The sequence below is a fragment of the Sulfurospirillum diekertiae genome (assembly GCF_002162315.1).
Lineage (GTDB): Bacteria > Campylobacterota > Campylobacteria > Campylobacterales > Sulfurospirillaceae > Sulfurospirillum.
In genome coordinates this window covers 590,308-608,401 of sequence record NZ_CP021416.1, presented here as the reverse complement: position 1 = coordinate 608,401, position 18,094 = coordinate 590,308, and the positions used below count along the sequence as shown (strand labels likewise).

Below are 18,094 nucleotides of genomic sequence, written 5' to 3'. Positions count from 1 at the left end.
CTTTTACAAAAGTGCAAGCACTTCTTCTAAACTTTTCATATCGGTAATACTATACGTTGGCTTTTGTGTGATCCGTTTATTAAGACCCTTAAGCACTGAGCCACCGAATTCAATAAATGAGTCCGTTGAAGATTCTACATATAAAATGGATTGTTTATATTTTACAGGTGAAATAAGCTGCTGCGATAGAAGCATTTTAGCCTCAACTTTGCTTTGGTACTCAGATGCGGTTACATTGGAGATGATAGGCATTGCAAAACTCTCTTTCAGCCATTGATCTAAATAAGCTTCAAGTTTTGGTTGAGCAGAGCTTAAAAGCGGACAATGACTTGCTACAGACATAGGAAGTAGCACCGATTTTTTTGCACCTGCCTCTTTAAAAAGTGACTCTAAAGATACTAAATCATCACGATTTCCCGCAATCACAATCTGTCCATCACCATTGTAGTTCGCTGCCCAAACTTTTTTACCCAGTTCACGCTCTTTACATGTAAGATTTTCAACAGTTGCATCATCTAAGCCAAGAAGCGCCATCATGCCAGCATTAATGCCTTCACACGCTTTTTTCATCAAAAGACCGCGTTGGTGTACCAATTCTACGGCATCTAAATAATCCATAGCGCTAGCTGCACTCAAAGCAGAAAATTCACCTAAGGAGTGTCCTAAAACTACTTTAGGTATCACTTTGCACTGTTCCACAAAAAGACGGTGTGCAATAAGGCTGACTAATAAAATAGCAGGTTGTGCAAACTCTGTTTGATCTAACCTATCATTCTCTTCAAACAGAAGTGTTGTAAAATCAATCTCAACTCTTTGGCTTGCTTTTTCGATCATCTCTTTCGCAATCGGTGAATGATCATAAAAATCTTTCCCCATACCAATTTTTTGGCTACCTTGGCCAGGGAATATAAAGATACTATTATTCATTGATTAACCTTTTATATTTTACATGTAAACGTTGTAGACTCGCTACAAAGTAAACATCTAGTCTATTTTTAATCTATCTTTGTAATCGTTGATTTTTTTACGTAGGGTGTTTCGATTAAGTCCAAATTTTTCACTGATAGCAAGTTGTGAACCAAACTTGGCATAACCGCTTTTAATCATTGGGACATCAAAAAGATATAATAGCTCACGATAATCATTTCTCCCACCTATGCGTTGGGACAAAAAACGCTCCATCATCGCCAAAATCTCTTCTTCCCCAAAGGAGTTCATCAAATAAGCATTATACACTGAGCGTCGTAGAGAATAACAGTTTTTACTCAAATCTGGCACAATTTCTTCTAATGAAGGCGCTTCACCAAACTCTCCATCAAACATCATGCATGCTTCTTGAGCAAATTTTTCCATCAAAGGGATCACATCCTCCATACGTTCACGTAAAGGTGGAATAACAACTTTCAGACTAAAAAATTCATCCATGAGTGCTTCGCCTATAGGCAAATTTGATGTCGCAATAATTCTTGTTTTATGAACATCTAAAGCAATTTTAAGTTTTTTATAATTAGTAATTTTATGAAAGTTTTTAACAATAAGACTACTGTTGGTTTCGATGAGCGCTAATAGCTCATTAAAGGCACTTGCATCAACAATGGGTGCTGAAACAATGTGACTTGCAAGACTTTGCTTCCCTACACCACTTTCGCCCAAAATAAGCGCATTGATTGTAACGCTTTTAAGAAGATTCGCAGACTTAAGAGCCTCCATAGAGGCTCTAGACTTTGCTATATAATTAGTGTGATCCACAACATCCGCCACCATGTGAGTGACTTTCGCCGCCGCAGCATCCACCTTCTCCGTGTTCGTGGTCATGTCCATGATCATGTCCACCACAACACTCTCCTTCGTCATCATGGTCATGTGAACCGCATCCACCTGCACCACAACCACAACTGTGTCCACCACCAACATAGCCATTCAGAAGCTCGTCTGCTGTAGCATCACGCACCTCTAGAATACTAATTGCGAATAATAGATCTTGACCGGCTAAAGGATGATTGAAATCGATTTCAACAGTTTCATCATTAAAGTTTTTGACAATAACTTGAACCGTCTCACCATGTTCACCTTGACCATAAAGTGTCATGCCTGCTTGAAGCTCAAGTCCAGCAAATTGCTCTTTTGGTAATGTTTGAACAGCATTTTCGTCATAAATGCCATAGGCATCAGCTGCAACTACTTTAATGTCAGCGTTATCACCAGCTTTAAGCTCTTTAATTTTTTCTTCTAATCCTGGAATAATTTGACCTTTTCCAACAATAAAAGAAAGTGGCGCTGCATTAAGATTACTATCTAAAATTTCACCATTATCAACATTTCTAAGCTCATAATGGATTGAAACTACTTGATTATCACTAATACTCATATTTTCTCCCTTAATTTATAAACATAAGATTTTAGCATATATTTGTTGTATATGCCCTTAGGAGAAATTGTTAAGTCTATTTTTTGTGCAAGAAAATGTATAAAAAAAAACTATTTTACTTTTTTTTGCTTCTGGAGAATCAGGGTATCCATCTTTGAGAGCTTTATAAAAACCTTGTGCTTCTTTAGCTTTTCCAAGCTTTTCAAATGAAACACCTGTATGATATAAAAGTGCTGGAGTATAAGCTGCTTTATCCGATGCAGTGATACTTGCTTTATAATGTTCAATAGCAGTAGAATAAGCTTTTTGGTTATAAGCTGCTTCACCTAAACTAAAATTTGTTTTAGCAGGCTTGTAATTGCGATGTAAAAGTTCTGTATAAAGGGCTTGTGCCTCTGAATATGATTTCTTCTCTAGTAAATCATCTGCCTCTTTTATCAGTGTGGCACTATCTTTTGTACTAAGTTCTTTTGCAGAAATTACTTTAGTTGCAGGAGTTTCCTTCACAGTATCTTTTTTGGTAGAGTCAGTTGCAGGAGTAACTGTTTTAGAAGCACTCTTCCCACCTCTTACTTCATTAGCAAGTTGATCAAATTTATCTTTTGGAACATAATTTTTATTAATGGAATCAATCAATGTTCCAAGTTCACCAACAACTGTTTTTATTTTTTCTTGGTTATCAGCTTGAATTTTACGATTTTCTTCAACATACTCTCTGAGTTTTTTATTTTCCTCTTCGAGTTGTCGCATTTTGTCATCTTGTTTAGCAATTTTGCTTGCATAACTATCAACAACTGATCGCATACCTTCATATTGCTCAGAAGAAACACTACTTTGATCAGTTTTTGTCGAAGTAAGGTTATCATTTGAAGTAGAAGATATTGTTTTCTGATTATTTTGGAAATACTTTTTGTCACTTACACTAACAGTGTTACTATAAGAGGTAGTAGCGCTGCTACTATCAACATCATTTGTATTACTACCAAAAGCTGAGGGTTCATTCGATAGCGCTGCCAAAGGCAGCAATGCTATCGAAAATAGAAGAATTTGTTTTTTCATTCAATCAAGATTATGGAAGTACTTTAAATTCTGCTCTTCTGTTTTTAGACCAACAGTCTTTATTATGCTCAGTACATGCTGGATTACTCTCGCCATAACTTACAACTGTAATTCTATCTGCAACCATACCTTTAGCAACTAAACCATCTTTAACGCTTTTTGCTCTTTTAAGACCAAGTGCGTAGTTATATTCGTCAGTACCGAATTCATCACAGTTACCTTCAACTTTGATTGAGAAGCTTTTTGCCTCTGCAGAGTTGAATAATGCAGCGTTTGCATCAATATTTGCTTGTTGGTCTTTTCTGACATTATATTTGTCAAAATCAAAATAGATTGTTTTAGAATTAGCTTCTAAAGAAGCAATCAATTTTTGAAGTGCACTCATGCCATCATTTACACCAGCACCTTTTGTATCACCAGTTCCTTTAGTCATATCGACTTCTGGACTTTTTTGGCTACAACCTGTTAAAACCAAAACCGCTACCGCTAAGCTTGTTAAAGCTAATTTACCCATTATTAGATCCTTTTTAAAAGTTCAAATTTAAAAACTTCGGAATTATACCACATTTTTTTTAAAAATACACCAGTCAATTGACTGAAGTTTACCTATTTTTAACGGAAACTGATATGTTTTGTTTGCATTTAGTCGAATTATCCCCAAAGCACTCTGATTTCCAAATTGTTTTATAAACATAATAGTATCAGGATCTTGTGAAAAACGTGGATAAAGATTTTCTCCTGATGCTGTCAATTGTCTAAGATAATCTGTTTTTGTTGAAATTAAATAGAGATTGAAAGTATTTCTTCCAAATTCGCTATCTCCTTCTCTGCTAGAGTAAACAATATAATTATCATATGTCGAGATAGAATTCTTGTTTTTCCCATGGTAGACGAGCTTTTCAAAGCTTTTATCGTAAATCCCTTGTGCGAATATATCAGGATTTCCTAATCGATCTGAGACAAAAGCAATGCGCTTATCATTGTCAATAAAGTTTCCATTCACATTAATACCTGAATAATCAGTAATTTTAGTGATTTTTCTACTCTGCAAATCAAACAAATAAATGTCTGGGTGATCTTTAGGAGCCATCGTTAGAAGTAACTTATTGCCATCTTTTGAAATATCAGAGCAAACAAGCATTCCAGAGCTTGAAATAATACTTTTTCTACTCCCATCTTTTAAATCATATCTAAAGATAGTTGGTTCTGCGCCATTATAGGAAGTGTAAAAAAATGCACTTTGATCTGTATTCGCCCATTTAGGAAAGACATTCAGACCACCAGAAACAATCAATTTTTGATAGCTGAGTGTATAATCTGAAATAACTATTTCACTTTTTTTTGCTTCTGTATAGCGTGCGAATAGAACTGATTGTTCCATCCATTTGACTGAAGGTGCGCCCACTTGATCATTTGTATCAACAACAATTTTATGTGCCAAGAAAGGGTTTCTTTTTTTATCACTAATGCTATACGACTTTTCAAAGGTTGTTGCACCAGTTTTTGCATTAATTAATTTCACATTTGCGGATGCCGTATTAAAATCTTGCCCTAAACTAAAGCGCAAAATCATATCTACTTTTTTATCTGATAGGAAATTTTCTAAAGGTCCACCCTCATAACTACTTTGCAAATATTCGTCAAGTACATTAAAATGGCTACTAACGCGTAAATCTCCTGCAATAAGTTTGAAAAAGCTTTTTCTAAACTCCAAATCAACATTTTTTGGACTTGCATCTTGTACCGCAATTTTTGGTAGCACATCTATTTTTTTTACAATTTCTACCGTTGCATCTGAGGCATATGCAAAAATTGTCAAAAAGAAGAAAGCAACTATTTTTTTGATCATATTTTACTCCTTTATATCTTTAAATTCAACCTGCATCTCAAAAAGAGGTCCTTTTTCGTACTTTGGAAATTCTACGCTTTCCATAGCTTTTAAGAATTCTTTGAGTTTCGTGTTAAATTCATTATTATAAGACAAAGAAACTATTTTATAACTAAAGGTTCCTCGATCACTTACTTTGATTACAACTTTAGCGACATTCCCATTTTCTGTATCAATCGTCTTTTGCCAATTTTCTTCTAAGATCTCTTGTACTTTACCAATGAAGGGGTCATACTCTCCACCTTTTTTAGTATCAATTGAATGTTTTTGCTCAGAAAAATTCAATGAATTAGCAATTTTAGATGCAGCATTCTCACTTTTTTCTTTTGTTTCTTCTTTATTCGGTTTGATACGTGTTGGTGTAGTTTGGTCTTTTTTCTGTTCTTTTGCATCAGGAGGTAATTTGGAAGTATTAATATCCTCAAAGAGGCCTCTAAGTGATTGACTCTTGACAGCTTCTTTTGGAGAAGAAGCAACTTTTTTCTCTTCAGAAACAGGTTTTTCTGCTGGTTTTTCAACTGGCTTTTGAACCTCTTCCTTTTTTCGTTCCTCTTTTGGCTTTTCTGAGTCATTCTTTTTGCGCTCAACCAAAGCAACATTCATAGGATCTTTATTAGAAGTATAATTTTTGATAGTATCTTTTTGAGAGCTTAAAACATAAGCAAGACCAACTAAAAGACATATATAGAGAAGGATGGACAAAGTCCATCCAAAAGAGGCATATCTATTCACACTCGACACAGTATTTATCCATTCGTTTCTAAAGATACGTTCGTAAAACCAGCCTGCTTAATTGTTTTGAGCACAAACATTACATCTTTGTAAGAGAGACCTTCATCAGCTTTAATATAAACAATGCTTTTAAGTGGGTATTTACTTTTTTGCATCATAAAACTATCAGGAAATTCAGAAAGAGTAAAGCTATCATTTTTTATATAAACTTTTTTATCTTTTGTTACCCGAATTTCAAGTTCAGGAAGTTTACTAACAACAGCTGATTTACTACCATCAGGAAGTTTAATCACCTCTTCATAAACTAATGCTGGTGTTGTTACCATTAAAATGGCAAGGAGTACCAACATAATATCCACTAGTGGAGTAATGTTTAGTTCTGGTACTTCATCCAATTGACTCATCATCTTAGCTATCTCTTCTTGCTTCGTTTGCAGAGAGTAAAATATCTACTTCTCTTTGTACATAGACAATCACTTCATAAGCTTTTCTTCGAAGGAAGAGGTTTGTACTGTATGCCGGTATAGCTACAAAAATACCTGTAGCTGTCGCAACTAAGGCTTCACTAATTGCTGGTGCTATTACACCAAGAGATGCACTCCCTGATTGACCAAGTCCACTAAATGTTTGCAAAATCGAAACAACTGTTCCAAATAATCCAATAAAAGGTGCTGTTGAGGCAATAATAGAAAGCATCCATAAGCCACTAGTTGCATTTTTTTCGGCAACATTTTTACATACATTCAAAAGTTTTTCCGAAGCGCCTGCTGCACTTGAACATTTTCGGAGGATTGAATCATCACGTACATTCTTAGCCCCCATGAGCATTGACTCTAGCGAATTTTTTTCAATTGAAAGCCAATAACCCAAGTAAAGATATCTACTAAAGAAGATACCACATGTTATGATAAAATAAGCAGATAGCCAGATCAAAATAACCCACGTAAAAAAACCACTTCTTGCAAAATAGTTCAAAAATAATTCAAATGATGACATAAGATTTAAAACTTCCTTGTTTTTGCAATTGAGTCGATTTTTGCTGTAGCCATAGCGATTGCAACATCAGAGTCACTAATGCTCTCTAGAAGTTGCTTAGCAGCTTCTAGAGATTTTGCTACTTCACTTTCAGTAGTTCCACCAATTGAGACAGCACCATCAGCTAAAACAGTTACAGAATTTTCATCGACTTTGACATGACCCCAATTAATTGCGACAACATCATGATTGCCATCTTTAAGCTCAATATCAATTACGCCTGCTTGTAATAGCGTTACTAAAGAGGCGTGATTTGGTAAAACACCAAACTCACCCTCTTTGCCTGGAAGCGTAACACTCTTTACATCGTTAGCAAAAATTTGACCTGTTGGAGTCACAATTTCCAATTTTAATGTATTCATTTTTTAACCTTATCGCTTCTTAGCTTTTTAGTTTTGCAGCTTTCTCAATCACTTCTTCGATACTTCCAACCATATAAAAAGCAGCTTCTGGTAAATCATCATATTTACCATCTAAAATACCTTTAAATCCGGCAATTGATTCTTCTAGCGTTACATACTTTCCAGGGCTTCCTGTAAATACTTCCGCAACAAAGAATGGTTGTGATAAGAATCTTTCAATTTTTCTAGCACGATCTACTGTAACTTTATCTTCTTCACTAAGCTCATCCATACCAAGAATTGCAATAATATCTTGCAAATCTTTATATTTTTGAAGAACTGCTTGAACACCGCGAGAAACAGTGTAATGCTCAATACCTAAAATATCTGGATTAAGCATACGAGAACTTGAGTCAAGTGGATCAACTGCTGGGTAAATACCCTTTTCTGCAATTGATCTATTAAGTACTGTTGTTGCATCTAAGTGAGCAAACACTGTTGCAGGAGCAGGATCAGTCAAGTCGTCTGCTGGTACATAAACTGCTTGAACAGAAGTAATCGAACCTTTTTTAGTCGATGTAATTCTCTCTTGGAATCTACCCATTTCACTTGCAAGAGTAGGTTGATAACCAACAGCTGAAGGAATACGACCAAGAAGCGCTGACATCTCAGCACCTGATTGAGAAAATCTAAAGATATTATCAATAAACATCAAAACATCGAGACCCATCTCATCACGGAAATATTCTGCCATTGTAAGGCCTGTAAGGGCAATACGGTTACGTGCTCCTGGAGGCTCGCTCATTTGACCATAGCATAATGCAACTTTATCCAAAACGTTGGAGTCTTTCATCTCATGGTAAAGGTCATTTCCTTCACGTGTTCGCTCACCAACACCAGCAAATACTGAGTATCCACTGTGTTTAAACGCAACGTTATGAATCAATTCCATAATAATAACGGTTTTGCCAACACCAGCACCACCGAAGAGTCCAACTTTACCACCTTTTGCATAAGGGGCAAGAAGATCAACTACTTTAATACCGGTTTCAAAAATCTCTGATTTTGTACTTTGTTCTTCAAATTTTGGTGGTTCTCTGTGAATAGACCATAGTGTTTTTCTTGAAACATCAGCACCTTGATCAATTACATCTCCAACAACATTGAAAATTCTTCCTAAAACTTCTTCACCTACAGGGACTTGGATAGGATTTCCTAACGCTTTAACAACAATTCCTCTTGTTAAACCTTCACTCATATCCATTGCAATTGTTCTTACACGGTTGTCGCCTAAATGTGCTGCTACTTCAAGAATCAAACGTTGTTTCTTGCCTTCTACTTCATAATTCACTTCAATCGCTTCATTGATTTTAGGAAGGTAGCCATTAAAATCGACGTCAACAACTGGACCCATGATCTGGCTAATTAATCCATTCATTGAATATTCTCCTTTTATTTTTTGCAAAACAGTTTATTTCATAGATTCTACACCACTGATAATCTCAATGAGTTCAGTAGTAATAGACTCTTGTCGAGCTTTATTGTATGCCAAGGTTAAGATACCAACGCGCTCTTTGGCATTATTCGTTGCATTTTCCATTGCTTGCATACGTGCGCTGTGTTCAGCCGCTAATGAATCAACCAATGCATAATACATATTGAATTCAAAATATTTTTGTAACAATGAGTCCAAAATTTCTTCACCACTCTCATCAGGCTCTAATTCCATTAACGAACTTGTTTCAAGTGTCTCAAGAGGAGATTGCACAGGTACAACATCCACGATTTTTAACTCTTGTGAAATCATATTTTTGTAACCATTATGGACTAAGATAACTTTATCTGTTTTACCTTCGACAAAATCATTAATGGCACTTTGAATAATTTCTTGTGCTTTTTCATAACTTGGAGATGAACTAACACCTGCATAAGAGGTCAAAAGTTCAGTTCCTTGAAAATTGAAAAACGCCATACCTTTTCTTCCAACAGCACGAAGTCTGACTGTCACTTTTTTTTCTACATTTTCAGTTAAAAGATTACGAACAGCTTTTATTGTTTGAATATTAAAGCCACCACACAATCCCTTATCTGCTGTAACAAAAATAACATCTATCGTACTTGGAGTTTCATTTTTATCAAAGAAACGACTCTCAGCAGCACCATTTTTGTACTGATTGATTTTATACGCAATTTCGGAAAGTACTTCGTTAATCTTAACGGCATACACACGTGATTGCTTTGCAGCCATTTCAGCTCGTTTCAACTTTGCAGTGGAAACAAGTTTCATAGCCCGTGTCGTTTTTTGAGTATTTTGAACACTCTTGATTTTTCTCTTTATCTCTTTAAGGTTTGCCATAGCTTATCCTTACTTGACTGCAAACGTCGCTTTAAACTCGCTCAATGCCTTATGTAATAGCTCTTCAAGCTCTTTATCAATCGCTTTTTTAGCTTTAAGTTGTTCAAAAATATCTGCATACTTCGCTTCAACATAAGAGTTAAGTTCCGCTTCAAAACGACCTACTGACTTGACATCAATACTATCTAAGTACCCTTTAGCACCTGCAAAAATAATCAAAACTTGTTTTTCAACAGGAATTGGCGCATAAGGAGGCTGTTTCAAGAGTTCAACCATTCGTTGACCACGCTCTAATTGTTTGCGACTTGACTCATCAAGATCACTTGCAAATTGTGCAAATGCTTGAAGCTCACGGTACTGAGCAAGATCAAGTCTCATGGTACCTGCAACTTGTTTGGTTGCTTTAATTTGTGCTGCACCACCCACACGTGAAACTGATAGACCAACGTTAATCGCTGGACGAATACCTGAGTTAAAGAGATCTGATTCCAAAAAGATCTGTCCATCAGTAATTGAAATAACGTTGGTTGGAATATATGCTGATACATCGCCCGCTTGTGTTTCAATAATTGGAAGAGCCGTCAAAGAACCTGCACCTAACTCATCGTTAACTTTTGCAGCACGCTCAAGAAGTCTTGAATGTAGATAAAAAACATCACCAGGGTATGCTTCACGACCTGGAGGACGTCTTAGAATTAATGACATTTCACGATAAGCAACGGCATGTTTTGAAAGATCATCGTAAACGATGAGTGCATGTTTACCACTGTCTCTAAAATACTCACCCATAGAAACACCTGTATATGGTGCTAAAAATTGCATTGCTGCTGAATCACTAGCCCCTGCATTGACAATAATAGTATAATCCATTGCACCATGCTCTTCAAGTTTTTTAACGACTTGAGCAACCGTTGATTGTTTTTGACCAATCGCTACATAAATACATGTAACATTTTGACCTTTTTGATTAATGATAGCATCAATTGCAATTGTTGTTTTACCTGTTTGTCTATCACCGATAATAAGTTCTCTTTGTCCACGACCAATTGGAACCAATGCATCAATCGCTTTGATACCTGTTTGAAGTGGTTCATGGACGGATTTACGTGCCATGATACCATGTGCTTTTTCTTCAACGAAACGCGTTTCAGTTGAATTAATTGGTCCTTTTGCATCAATAGGATCCCCCAATGAGTTAACAACACGACCAACCAATGCTTCACCCACAGGTACACGTAAAAGTTTTGATAATCTTTTAACAGATGATCCTTCTTTGATATCAGTACAACTACCAAGAACAACGATACCAACACTTGATTCTTCAAGGTTTAATGCCATTCCTCTCTCGCCATTCTCAAACTCAACCATTTCACCAGCCATAACGTTCTTTAAACCGTAAACATTGGCAACACCATCCGCGACAGAAATAACTTTTCCTGTCTCTTCGATATCAACATTAAGTTCAAAGTTTTCAATACGCTCTTTAATGATTGAACTGATTTCGTCAGCTTTCATTTTTGCTCCCACACATTACTCCTTAACTTTCTTTTATCTATGTATTATTAAATTGCTTTTAAAATATGCTCTGTCATTTGAGCTTTGAGTCGCTCAAGAGAAAAGCTTACTTCAACACCTAAATCATCTAACTCTACTTTAATCCCTGGATACGCATTTGCATTAGCATTTAAATTGATCTTAGCGTTAAATTTTTTACTGAAATTTTCTTCTAGCATAGCAACTTGCGCTTGGCTTATTTTAAAGCTAGTTGATACACTACCTTCAAAAGTATTGTTTTTTAGAGAGAGCTGATATTTAAGCTCTTTAGCCATATGTGGGATCAATTTTAATCGATCGTTACTATTAATCAATTTAATAAAATTTTGGAATTTTATATTTTTAGTATCAACCAAAGAGAGAACCAACTCTTCTTTCGCTTTTGATGTGACATCTGGAGAGAGAATAATATTATTAAATTTCTCTAGTTTAAATGCCTCAACCAATTGAACCAATAACCCATAAACTTCTGTAAGTTCGCCATCCGTACATCCACTCATAAGAGCATTAACATATTTTTTTGCTATCGCTCCACTCATCATGCAACCTTCTTATTGACGATTTTAACCATCTCATCATTATCTAAAGAGATAGATCCTTCTTTAAACATCTCATCTAAAACTTCACATACAATCGTTCTTTGCATTTTACGACGTTCAACACCAATACGATCTTCAAATGCTTTTGACAAATTTGCAATTTCAGTATCTGCTTCCTGTGCAACTTTATCACTTAAAAGAATGGCCTCTTTTTTTGCTGTTTCTACAAGTGCTCTTGCATTCGCTTTTGCTTCCTCAACTTTTAGAAGGGCATTCTCTTTTTTACTATTAGATTCTTTAAGTTTTACCTGAATAGAATCCAATTTTGTTGCAATATCGTTTTTACGTCCACAATACCATTGCTTAGCAGCATCTGCAACATAGTAGTACATAATTGCGGCAAATATTAAAAAGTTAATGGTTCTAGGGATGATATCGCTTGCACCATCACTTTCACCCGCATTAGCAAATAGTGCTATTGGAGCTAATAAAAATAAAATATAGTTCATTTTCATCCACATACTCCTTTAAATATGGCTCAGTTTAGCAGAAACGCTCTCTTTGAAAAGAGGCATCTGCGCCAACAGACCATTCTTAAACTCATCTTTTTCTGACTCTAAAGCTTTGAAGAATACTACGCTTTGAACTTCAAGATCACTCTTCTTTTGTTCAATTCTTTTTGCAGCTTTTTCTTTTGCTTCACTCAGCGCAGCTTCTCTAATTTTAGCTGCTTCCATTTTGCCCTCAGACAAAATCGTTTCTACTTCTTTATAGTAGGCTACAACGTCACTGGCATTTTTTTCCTGCATTTTCTAAGTCACGATTAATAGAGTTATTTCTATTGTCGATAAACTCCAGAAGGGGTCTATAAAGCGTTTTGTTAAGAAGTATTAGCAAAACTAAAAATACAGTTCCAGTCACCAGTAACAGTGCTGGGATAATATCCAACATATTTCTTGCTCCTTTAGCTCGAGATCAGACTCAATTTTTAAGATTTTTTAGCACAAACAAGATTGCTGTATCAAAATTTTGCGCGAATTGTAACACAGCAAAGGAAAATCGTTTATTAAATTAACCAAAACAACTAATTTTATTACTTCAATTGCTCCAAAAAAGTATAGATTGCTTCACCATTTTTAAAATGGATTGTAATAGTATTAGCTTTTGGTGTAGCCTCAAAACCAAGCTCTTTGAGTCTGCTTTTGAGTGTTTGAAGTTCTTCAGGGATAGCAGAAATAATTTTTTCTTTTTTACTAATCGTTTCATCCGTGCTTTTTAGTTTTTTAACCAATGCCTCAGTTTCGCGAACACTAAGCTTTTGACCTAAAATGGTGTTCACAATAGTCTCTTCATCTTTAGGCTCCAGACCAACAAGCACTTTCGCATGCCCTTGAGAGAGAACACCTTCAGCGAGATATTTTTTAGTTTGCTCGCTTAGGCTTAATAAACGAATTGTATTTGTAATTTGAGTACGACTTTTGTGGATAATTTCTGAAAGTCCATCTTGGGTTATTTTATACTCTTCAATAAGTTCCTTATAGGCAACGGCAAGCTCTACAGGATTAAGATCTTCTCTTTGGATATTTTCAATTAGCGCTAATTCACGTAAATTTTTTGATTCAATGTCTGCAACAATAGCTTTAATTTTTGTAAAGCCTGCGAGTTTACTTGCACGTAAACGACGTTCACCTGCAAGTAACATATAATTGTCATCTTTTGCTACAACAATAATAGGCTGTAATAATCCATGGCGCTTAATCGATTCGCTAAGCTCTTTTAAGGCAACTTCATTAAAATGTGTACGTGGTTGATAAGGGTTGGGAGAAATACGCTCGACATCAATTTCGCGCACTAAATCTTTAGCCTGCTCAATATCTTGCTTATAAGCCTCTTCAACATCATCTATAATAGCACTTAACCCTCGTCCTAAGACTTTTTTTTGCACTCATCACATTAACTCACTAAAATCGAATTAGCAAGATTTTGGTACGCTTTAGAACCTGGAGATTCTACATCATATAAAATAATGGGTTTTCCAAAACTTGGAGATTCAGCAAGCTTAATATTACGTGGAATCACTACATAGGAAGCACTCTCTTTGTCAACAAATAACTTACTTTTAAAATGTTCTTTAAGATCCGCAAAAACTTGTTTAGAAAGATTGTTTTGTGTGCTGTACATGGTCGGTAAAAAGCCTTTAATTTCAAGTGTCGGATTAATTGTTTTTTTAATCAATTTCACGGTATTCAGTAACTGTGCCAAACCTTCCAATGCAAAAAATTCGCACTGAATGGGGATAATGACAGAGTTTGCTGCACTTAAAGCATTAATGGTAATACTTCCAAGTGCTGGTGGTGAATCAATAATAATGTAATCGTATTGATCTTTAATCTCTTCAATTTTTGTTTTCAAAATGAGCTCGCGCCCTTTCGTATTATTGTCATAAAACTCTTTTTCAACACCAACAAGTCCAATATTCGATGGCGCTACATGGAGGGTGGAAAGTGATGTCTCAAGGATGACTTGCGAGAGACGCTTTCTGCCGATAAGAACGTGATAGATATTATACTCATAGTCACTTCTGTGAAAACCAAGACCTGTTGTAGCATTGGCTTGAGGGTCAATATCGATCAATAACACGCGCTTTTCAGCAACTGCTAAGGAGGCAGCCAAATTGATAGCGGTCGTTGTTTTACCAACACCACCCTTTTGATTTGCTATCGCTATAATCTCACTCATCGTAAACTGTACACCTTTTTATTTTCTAGCTCTATAGAGCCATCATCACACAATATCGCATCACGTAACGAGACCAATTTGCCATCTAAATGGAAAGAAAAATTTCGATTTAGATCAAATTCTATCTTATATTTACTAAAAACTTTCTTCCACGATATGTTTTCCTCAACCTTTTGAATTAAATCATTGGCTAAAGCATTTGGTGTAACGATGATATCTAAAGTTCCAAAATCTTTAGGTGAAATGCTACTATTGAGTCCTAGCGAACACACAATATTTGCACCCGTTTTCGTGGTAATCATCCCTCCAACTTTTTTCGTATCACAATAAAAATCATTGGGCCATTTTAACCATACCTGCGAGCCTTTCTCCTCTAAAACCTGCTTCATTAAAGCAGAAAAATAGATAGAACTAGAAGCTAATGGTAAATCGGGAGGTAACTGTTTCTCTTCTACACAAAACGAGAAAAAAAAGTTACCAACTTCACCAATCCAACTATTACCTCTGCTCCCAATACCATTTGTCTGTTTGGTAGCTCCAATAGCACATGGTGCAAGAAGTGTACCTTCGCGTAGTGAGCTAAGAAGATACTGATGGGTAGAATCTAGGGTATCAAACCAATGTATGACCACAATTTAGCCTTTTTCCTCGGATATAATCGACTGCATTCATTGCATTTTTGGAGATAGGCTGAAGCGTTTTAAGAAGTAATGTACCTTCTTTACATGTAACAACAATACCTTCAGCTTTTATCTCTTTAATGACACCGACAAGAGTCTCTTCTTCGTCACTGTAAAACTCAAGATCAAGAAGTTTCAATCCTGACTCTAAAAAAACCCCAGGCCAAGGAGTGAGTGCTTTGTACTGAGTCGCAATAGACTGTGCCCTTTGGTCGAATGAAACAAGACCATCTTCTTTTTTGATCTTTTTACAATGTGTTGCATTGGCATTTACTTGGGCAAGTGGAGCTAGCAAAGGAAAATTTTGCAGTGTCATAATGGTTAGCTTGGCCGCTACATCCGCCAGGAGGTCAAAGAGCATAGGAGCATTATGCTCTGGTTTAATTTTCAGATATGTAAATCCTAACATAGCACCTGTATCTAAACCTTCTGCCATAAGCATGGAGGTCACGCCTGCATAAGTTTCATTGGCTAACAGTGTTGATTGAATTGGACTTGCACCTCTATATTTTGGGAGTAGTGATGCATGCAAGTTAATGCAAGGAGCAATGGAAAGGACTTCTTTAGGTAATATCTGCCCATACGCCGCCACCACAATATAATCAGGCTTTAAACGCGCTATTTTTACATGTGCCTCTTCTGTGCGTAAAGATTTTGGCTGATAAATTTCTACATGTAAATCGTGTTCTAAAAGCCATGTTTTGATATGAGGAGGAGTGAGTGTCTGTCTTCGCCCAACAGGCTTATCTTCTTGTGTCACTAATAGTATAACTTCAATGTCAGAGTTTTTTAAAAGTGCTTCTAAAATCGTTGTTGCATAAGCAGGGGTTCCCATAAAGACTATGCGCATTTTAATCCTTCGTATATGTTCATTCATCCCCTAAACACTTCATTATTAACCCTGTAAAAGCGAACAGATTATCTTTTATAGGGTTTTACATGTAAAGAGTGTTCCACCTTTATGAATGCCCTCTAGCATATAACTTTTGACATCCGTTAAATCAAAACCACTGGCAATAAACATTGATTTGTTACGCTCTAACAAAAAGTCTGCTGCTTTAAGTTTGGTGACAATACCGCCCGTTGCAAACGCAAAATTGGTTGATTTTTCCATTTCAAGTTCTGTTGGATCAATTGTATTTACAATTTTGCGCATACTCGCATCTGCATGTTTATGAGGATCCTTGTCATAGTAGCCATCAATATCGGAGAGCAAGATCAACATGTCTGCCCCAAAATAGTAGGCTACTCTAGAAGAAAGTTGATCATTATCTCCAAAAACAAGTTCTTCCGTTGCTGTTGCATCATTCTCATTAATGATAGGGAGAATGCCATTATCAAGAAGGGTATCAATGGTACATTTAGCATGAAAACAGCGTTTTCGTGAGTCAAAATCATCCGCTGTTAAAAGAAGTTGAGCACCACTTTTTCCAAATTTTTCTAATTTTTTATTGTAGATTGCCATGAGCTGGGGTTGCCCTACAGCAGCTATGGCTTGGCGGTTATGAAGCATTTTTTTATCAAGTTTTAAAATAGAGTACCCAGCAGCTACTGCGCCCGATGAAACTAAAATAACCTCATGGCTTTTCATGAGCGCTACTAAAAATTCAACTAAATTTAAAATACGTTCTTCACATAAACGGTTTTGATCGCTAAGCACATGTGTGCCAACCTTAACGACTACTCTTCTCATCACGAACCTTTGTAATAACATCAGATAGGGCATATTTGATAGGATCTATATTAATTTTAGAGACCGAAGAGATTGGCATTACAAAGAATGGTAAAGCTCTCTCTCTTTCATGCACATCTTGGCAATACGTATGTAAATCTTCACGTGTTTTATACTTCTGAGATAGTTCATTAGGTTCAAGGTCAAGAAGTCCTAAGAAAGCATCTACTTTTTGATTAATCTCTTCAGAGCTTAATGTATCACAACGGGTAAGTGCAATGGCATAATCACGGAGTGAAAGTTTTTCAGAAAACTTTCGTAGCTCTTGTTTAAGTGTGTAATACTGCTCTTTAAGATCACGGTAATTGGCAAGGTCAACCATGAAAAGTAAAAACTTTGTACGCTCAATGTGGCGTAAGAACTCAATGCCAAGTCCTTTGCCTTCACTTGCGCCTTCAATAATTCCAGGAATGTCAGCCATAACATATGAGCGATAATCATCTGTGACTACAACACCTAGTTTTGGTGTGATAGTTGTAAACTCATAATTTGCAATTTCAGGTTGAGCATTTGAAACAACTGAAATCAGTGTTGATTTTCCCACATTAGGAAAACCAACCAACCCAACATCTGCGATCAATTTAAGTTCCAATTTGATCTCTTTAGTGAGCCCAGGACGTCCAGGTTGTGCAAATTCAGGACGTTGGTTAGTAGAACTTTTGAAGTGTGTATTGCCCAATCCTCCCATTCCGCCTTCTAAAAAAAGCTTTTTATCCGTATCGTCTAAAAGATCTAAAAGCACTTCGCCTGTTTCTGCATCCAATACTTGTGTTCCAGGAGGGACTGTAACAATTAAATGTTCACCCATTTTACCGTACATTTTTTTTCCCATTCCTGGTTCGCCATTTTTAGCTTTGAGGTGTTGGTTGTTTCGAAAATGTGAAAGTGTATGCGTATTTTTATCTACTTCAAAATAGACATTGCCACCTCGTCCACCATCGCCTCCATCAGGACCACCTTGGATAACATGTTTTTCTCTACGGAAAGAGACACAACCAGGGCCGCCTTTACCAGAGCTTAGTGTGAGTGCAACATTGTCTATAAACATCATAAAAACCTTTTGTATGTAGA

General features: G+C 36.2%; 22 protein-coding genes. All 22 read right to left on the bottom strand.

The features are described from left to right. Positions 1 to 3: 3 nt before the first annotated feature. A complete protein-coding gene (gene fabD, locus Sdiek1_RS03135) occupies positions 4 to 927 on the bottom strand; it encodes an ACP S-malonyltransferase (RefSeq protein ID WP_087437852.1) in 924 nt (307 codons plus the stop codon). Positions 928 to 984: 57 nt separating this feature from the next. Continuing rightward, complete coding sequence (locus tag Sdiek1_RS03130; RefSeq protein WP_238099259.1) at positions 985 to 1,827, bottom strand: Fis family transcriptional regulator; 843 nt, start codon at positions 1,825 to 1,827, stop codon at positions 985 to 987. Beyond that, entirely contained in the window at positions 1,736 to 2,368 is a 633-nt protein-coding gene (locus Sdiek1_RS03125) for an FKBP-type peptidyl-prolyl cis-trans isomerase (protein ID WP_087437850.1), read from the bottom strand. Before Sdiek1_RS03125 ends, Sdiek1_RS03130 begins: the two co-directional genes overlap by 92 nt. Before the next feature lie 57 nt (positions 2,369 to 2,425). Next, a complete protein-coding gene (locus Sdiek1_RS03120) occupies positions 2,426 to 3,427 on the bottom strand; it encodes a tetratricopeptide repeat protein (RefSeq protein WP_087437849.1) in 1,002 nt (333 codons plus the stop codon). A 10-nt stretch (positions 3,428 to 3,437) separates the two neighbouring features. After that, positions 3,438 to 3,941, bottom strand: coding sequence for an OmpA family protein (locus Sdiek1_RS03115; RefSeq protein ID WP_087437848.1), 504 nt, complete (start codon positions 3,939 to 3,941; stop codon positions 3,438 to 3,440). 42 nt (positions 3,942 to 3,983) lie between these two features. Then, positions 3,984 to 5,273: a Tol-Pal system protein TolB gene (gene tolB / locus Sdiek1_RS03110; RefSeq protein WP_439951341.1), complete on the bottom strand. Its 1,290-nt coding sequence runs from the start codon at positions 5,271 to 5,273 to the stop codon at positions 3,984 to 3,986. Positions 5,274 to 5,279: 6 nt separating this feature from the next. Beyond that, positions 5,280 to 6,056 carry a TonB C-terminal domain-containing protein gene (locus tag Sdiek1_RS03105; RefSeq protein WP_087437846.1) on the bottom strand — a complete coding sequence of 259 codons (777 nt, stop codon included), beginning with the start codon at positions 6,054 to 6,056 and terminating at the stop codon, positions 5,280 to 5,282. Between the two features lie 5 nt (positions 6,057 to 6,061). Beyond that, a complete protein-coding gene (locus Sdiek1_RS03100; RefSeq protein ID WP_087437845.1) occupies positions 6,062 to 6,454 on the bottom strand; it encodes an ExbD/TolR family protein in 393 nt (130 codons plus the stop codon). 1 nt (position 6,455) lies between these two features. Next, positions 6,456 to 7,043, bottom strand: a complete 588-nt coding sequence (locus Sdiek1_RS03095) for a MotA/TolQ/ExbB proton channel family protein (RefSeq protein WP_087437844.1) — start codon at positions 7,041 to 7,043, stop codon at positions 6,456 to 6,458. Positions 7,044 to 7,048: 5 nt separating this feature from the next. Beyond that, positions 7,049 to 7,444: an ATP synthase F1 subunit epsilon gene (atpC, locus tag Sdiek1_RS03090; RefSeq protein ID WP_087437843.1), complete on the bottom strand. Its 396-nt coding sequence runs from the start codon at positions 7,442 to 7,444 to the stop codon at positions 7,049 to 7,051. 19 nt (positions 7,445 to 7,463) lie between these two features. Continuing rightward, positions 7,464 to 8,861 (bottom strand): F0F1 ATP synthase subunit beta, encoded by a 1,398-nt coding sequence (gene atpD / locus Sdiek1_RS03085; RefSeq protein ID WP_087437842.1) that lies wholly within the window; start codon positions 8,859 to 8,861, stop codon positions 7,464 to 7,466. A gap of 33 nt (positions 8,862 to 8,894) precedes the next feature. Next, entirely contained in the window at positions 8,895 to 9,779 is an 885-nt protein-coding gene (gene atpG / locus Sdiek1_RS03080; RefSeq protein WP_087437841.1) for an ATP synthase F1 subunit gamma, read from the bottom strand. Positions 9,780 to 9,788: 9 nt separating this feature from the next. Further along, positions 9,789 to 11,294: a F0F1 ATP synthase subunit alpha gene (gene atpA, locus Sdiek1_RS03075; protein ID WP_087439809.1), complete on the bottom strand. Its 1,506-nt coding sequence runs from the start codon at positions 11,292 to 11,294 to the stop codon at positions 9,789 to 9,791. Positions 11,295 to 11,341: 47 nt separating this feature from the next. Beyond that, the gene (locus Sdiek1_RS03070; protein WP_087437840.1) at positions 11,342 to 11,872 is read right to left on the bottom strand and encodes a F0F1 ATP synthase subunit delta; all 531 of its coding nucleotides are present in this window, start codon (positions 11,870 to 11,872) and stop codon (positions 11,342 to 11,344) included. Then, a complete protein-coding gene (locus tag Sdiek1_RS03065) occupies positions 11,872 to 12,387 on the bottom strand; it encodes a F0F1 ATP synthase subunit B (RefSeq protein ID WP_087437839.1) in 516 nt (171 codons plus the stop codon). The genes Sdiek1_RS03070 and Sdiek1_RS03065 overlap by 1 nt, the downstream gene beginning before the upstream one ends. A gap of 12 nt (positions 12,388 to 12,399) precedes the next feature. Then, positions 12,400 to 12,681 carry an ATP synthase subunit B family protein gene (locus tag Sdiek1_RS03060; protein ID WP_192866767.1) on the bottom strand — a complete coding sequence of 94 codons (282 nt, stop codon included), beginning with the start codon at positions 12,679 to 12,681 and terminating at the stop codon, positions 12,400 to 12,402. A gap of 284 nt (positions 12,682 to 12,965) precedes the next feature. Beyond that, positions 12,966 to 13,817, bottom strand: a complete 852-nt coding sequence (locus Sdiek1_RS03055; protein WP_087437838.1) for a ParB/RepB/Spo0J family partition protein — start codon at positions 13,815 to 13,817, stop codon at positions 12,966 to 12,968. A gap of 8 nt (positions 13,818 to 13,825) precedes the next feature. After that, the gene (locus Sdiek1_RS03050; protein ID WP_025343857.1) at positions 13,826 to 14,611 is read right to left on the bottom strand and encodes a ParA family protein; all 786 of its coding nucleotides are present in this window, start codon (positions 14,609 to 14,611) and stop codon (positions 13,826 to 13,828) included. Beyond that, positions 14,608 to 15,243: a biotin--[acetyl-CoA-carboxylase] ligase gene (locus Sdiek1_RS03045; protein ID WP_087437837.1), complete on the bottom strand. Its 636-nt coding sequence runs from the start codon at positions 15,241 to 15,243 to the stop codon at positions 14,608 to 14,610. Before Sdiek1_RS03045 ends, Sdiek1_RS03050 begins: the two co-directional genes overlap by 4 nt. Then, positions 15,224 to 16,141, bottom strand: a complete 918-nt coding sequence (gene fmt, locus Sdiek1_RS03040; protein ID WP_087437836.1) for a methionyl-tRNA formyltransferase — start codon at positions 16,139 to 16,141, stop codon at positions 15,224 to 15,226. Before fmt ends, Sdiek1_RS03045 begins: the two co-directional genes overlap by 20 nt. Before the next feature lie 75 nt (positions 16,142 to 16,216). Further along, complete coding sequence (gene proB / locus Sdiek1_RS03035; RefSeq protein ID WP_087437835.1) at positions 16,217 to 16,984, bottom strand: glutamate 5-kinase; 768 nt, start codon at positions 16,982 to 16,984, stop codon at positions 16,217 to 16,219. Continuing rightward, on the bottom strand, positions 16,965 to 18,071 hold the full coding sequence (gene obgE, locus Sdiek1_RS03030; RefSeq protein ID WP_087437834.1) for a GTPase ObgE: 1,107 nt from the start codon (positions 18,069 to 18,071) through the stop codon (positions 16,965 to 16,967). The genes proB and obgE overlap by 20 nt, the downstream gene beginning before the upstream one ends. Between the last annotated feature and the right edge of the window lie 23 nt (positions 18,072 to 18,094).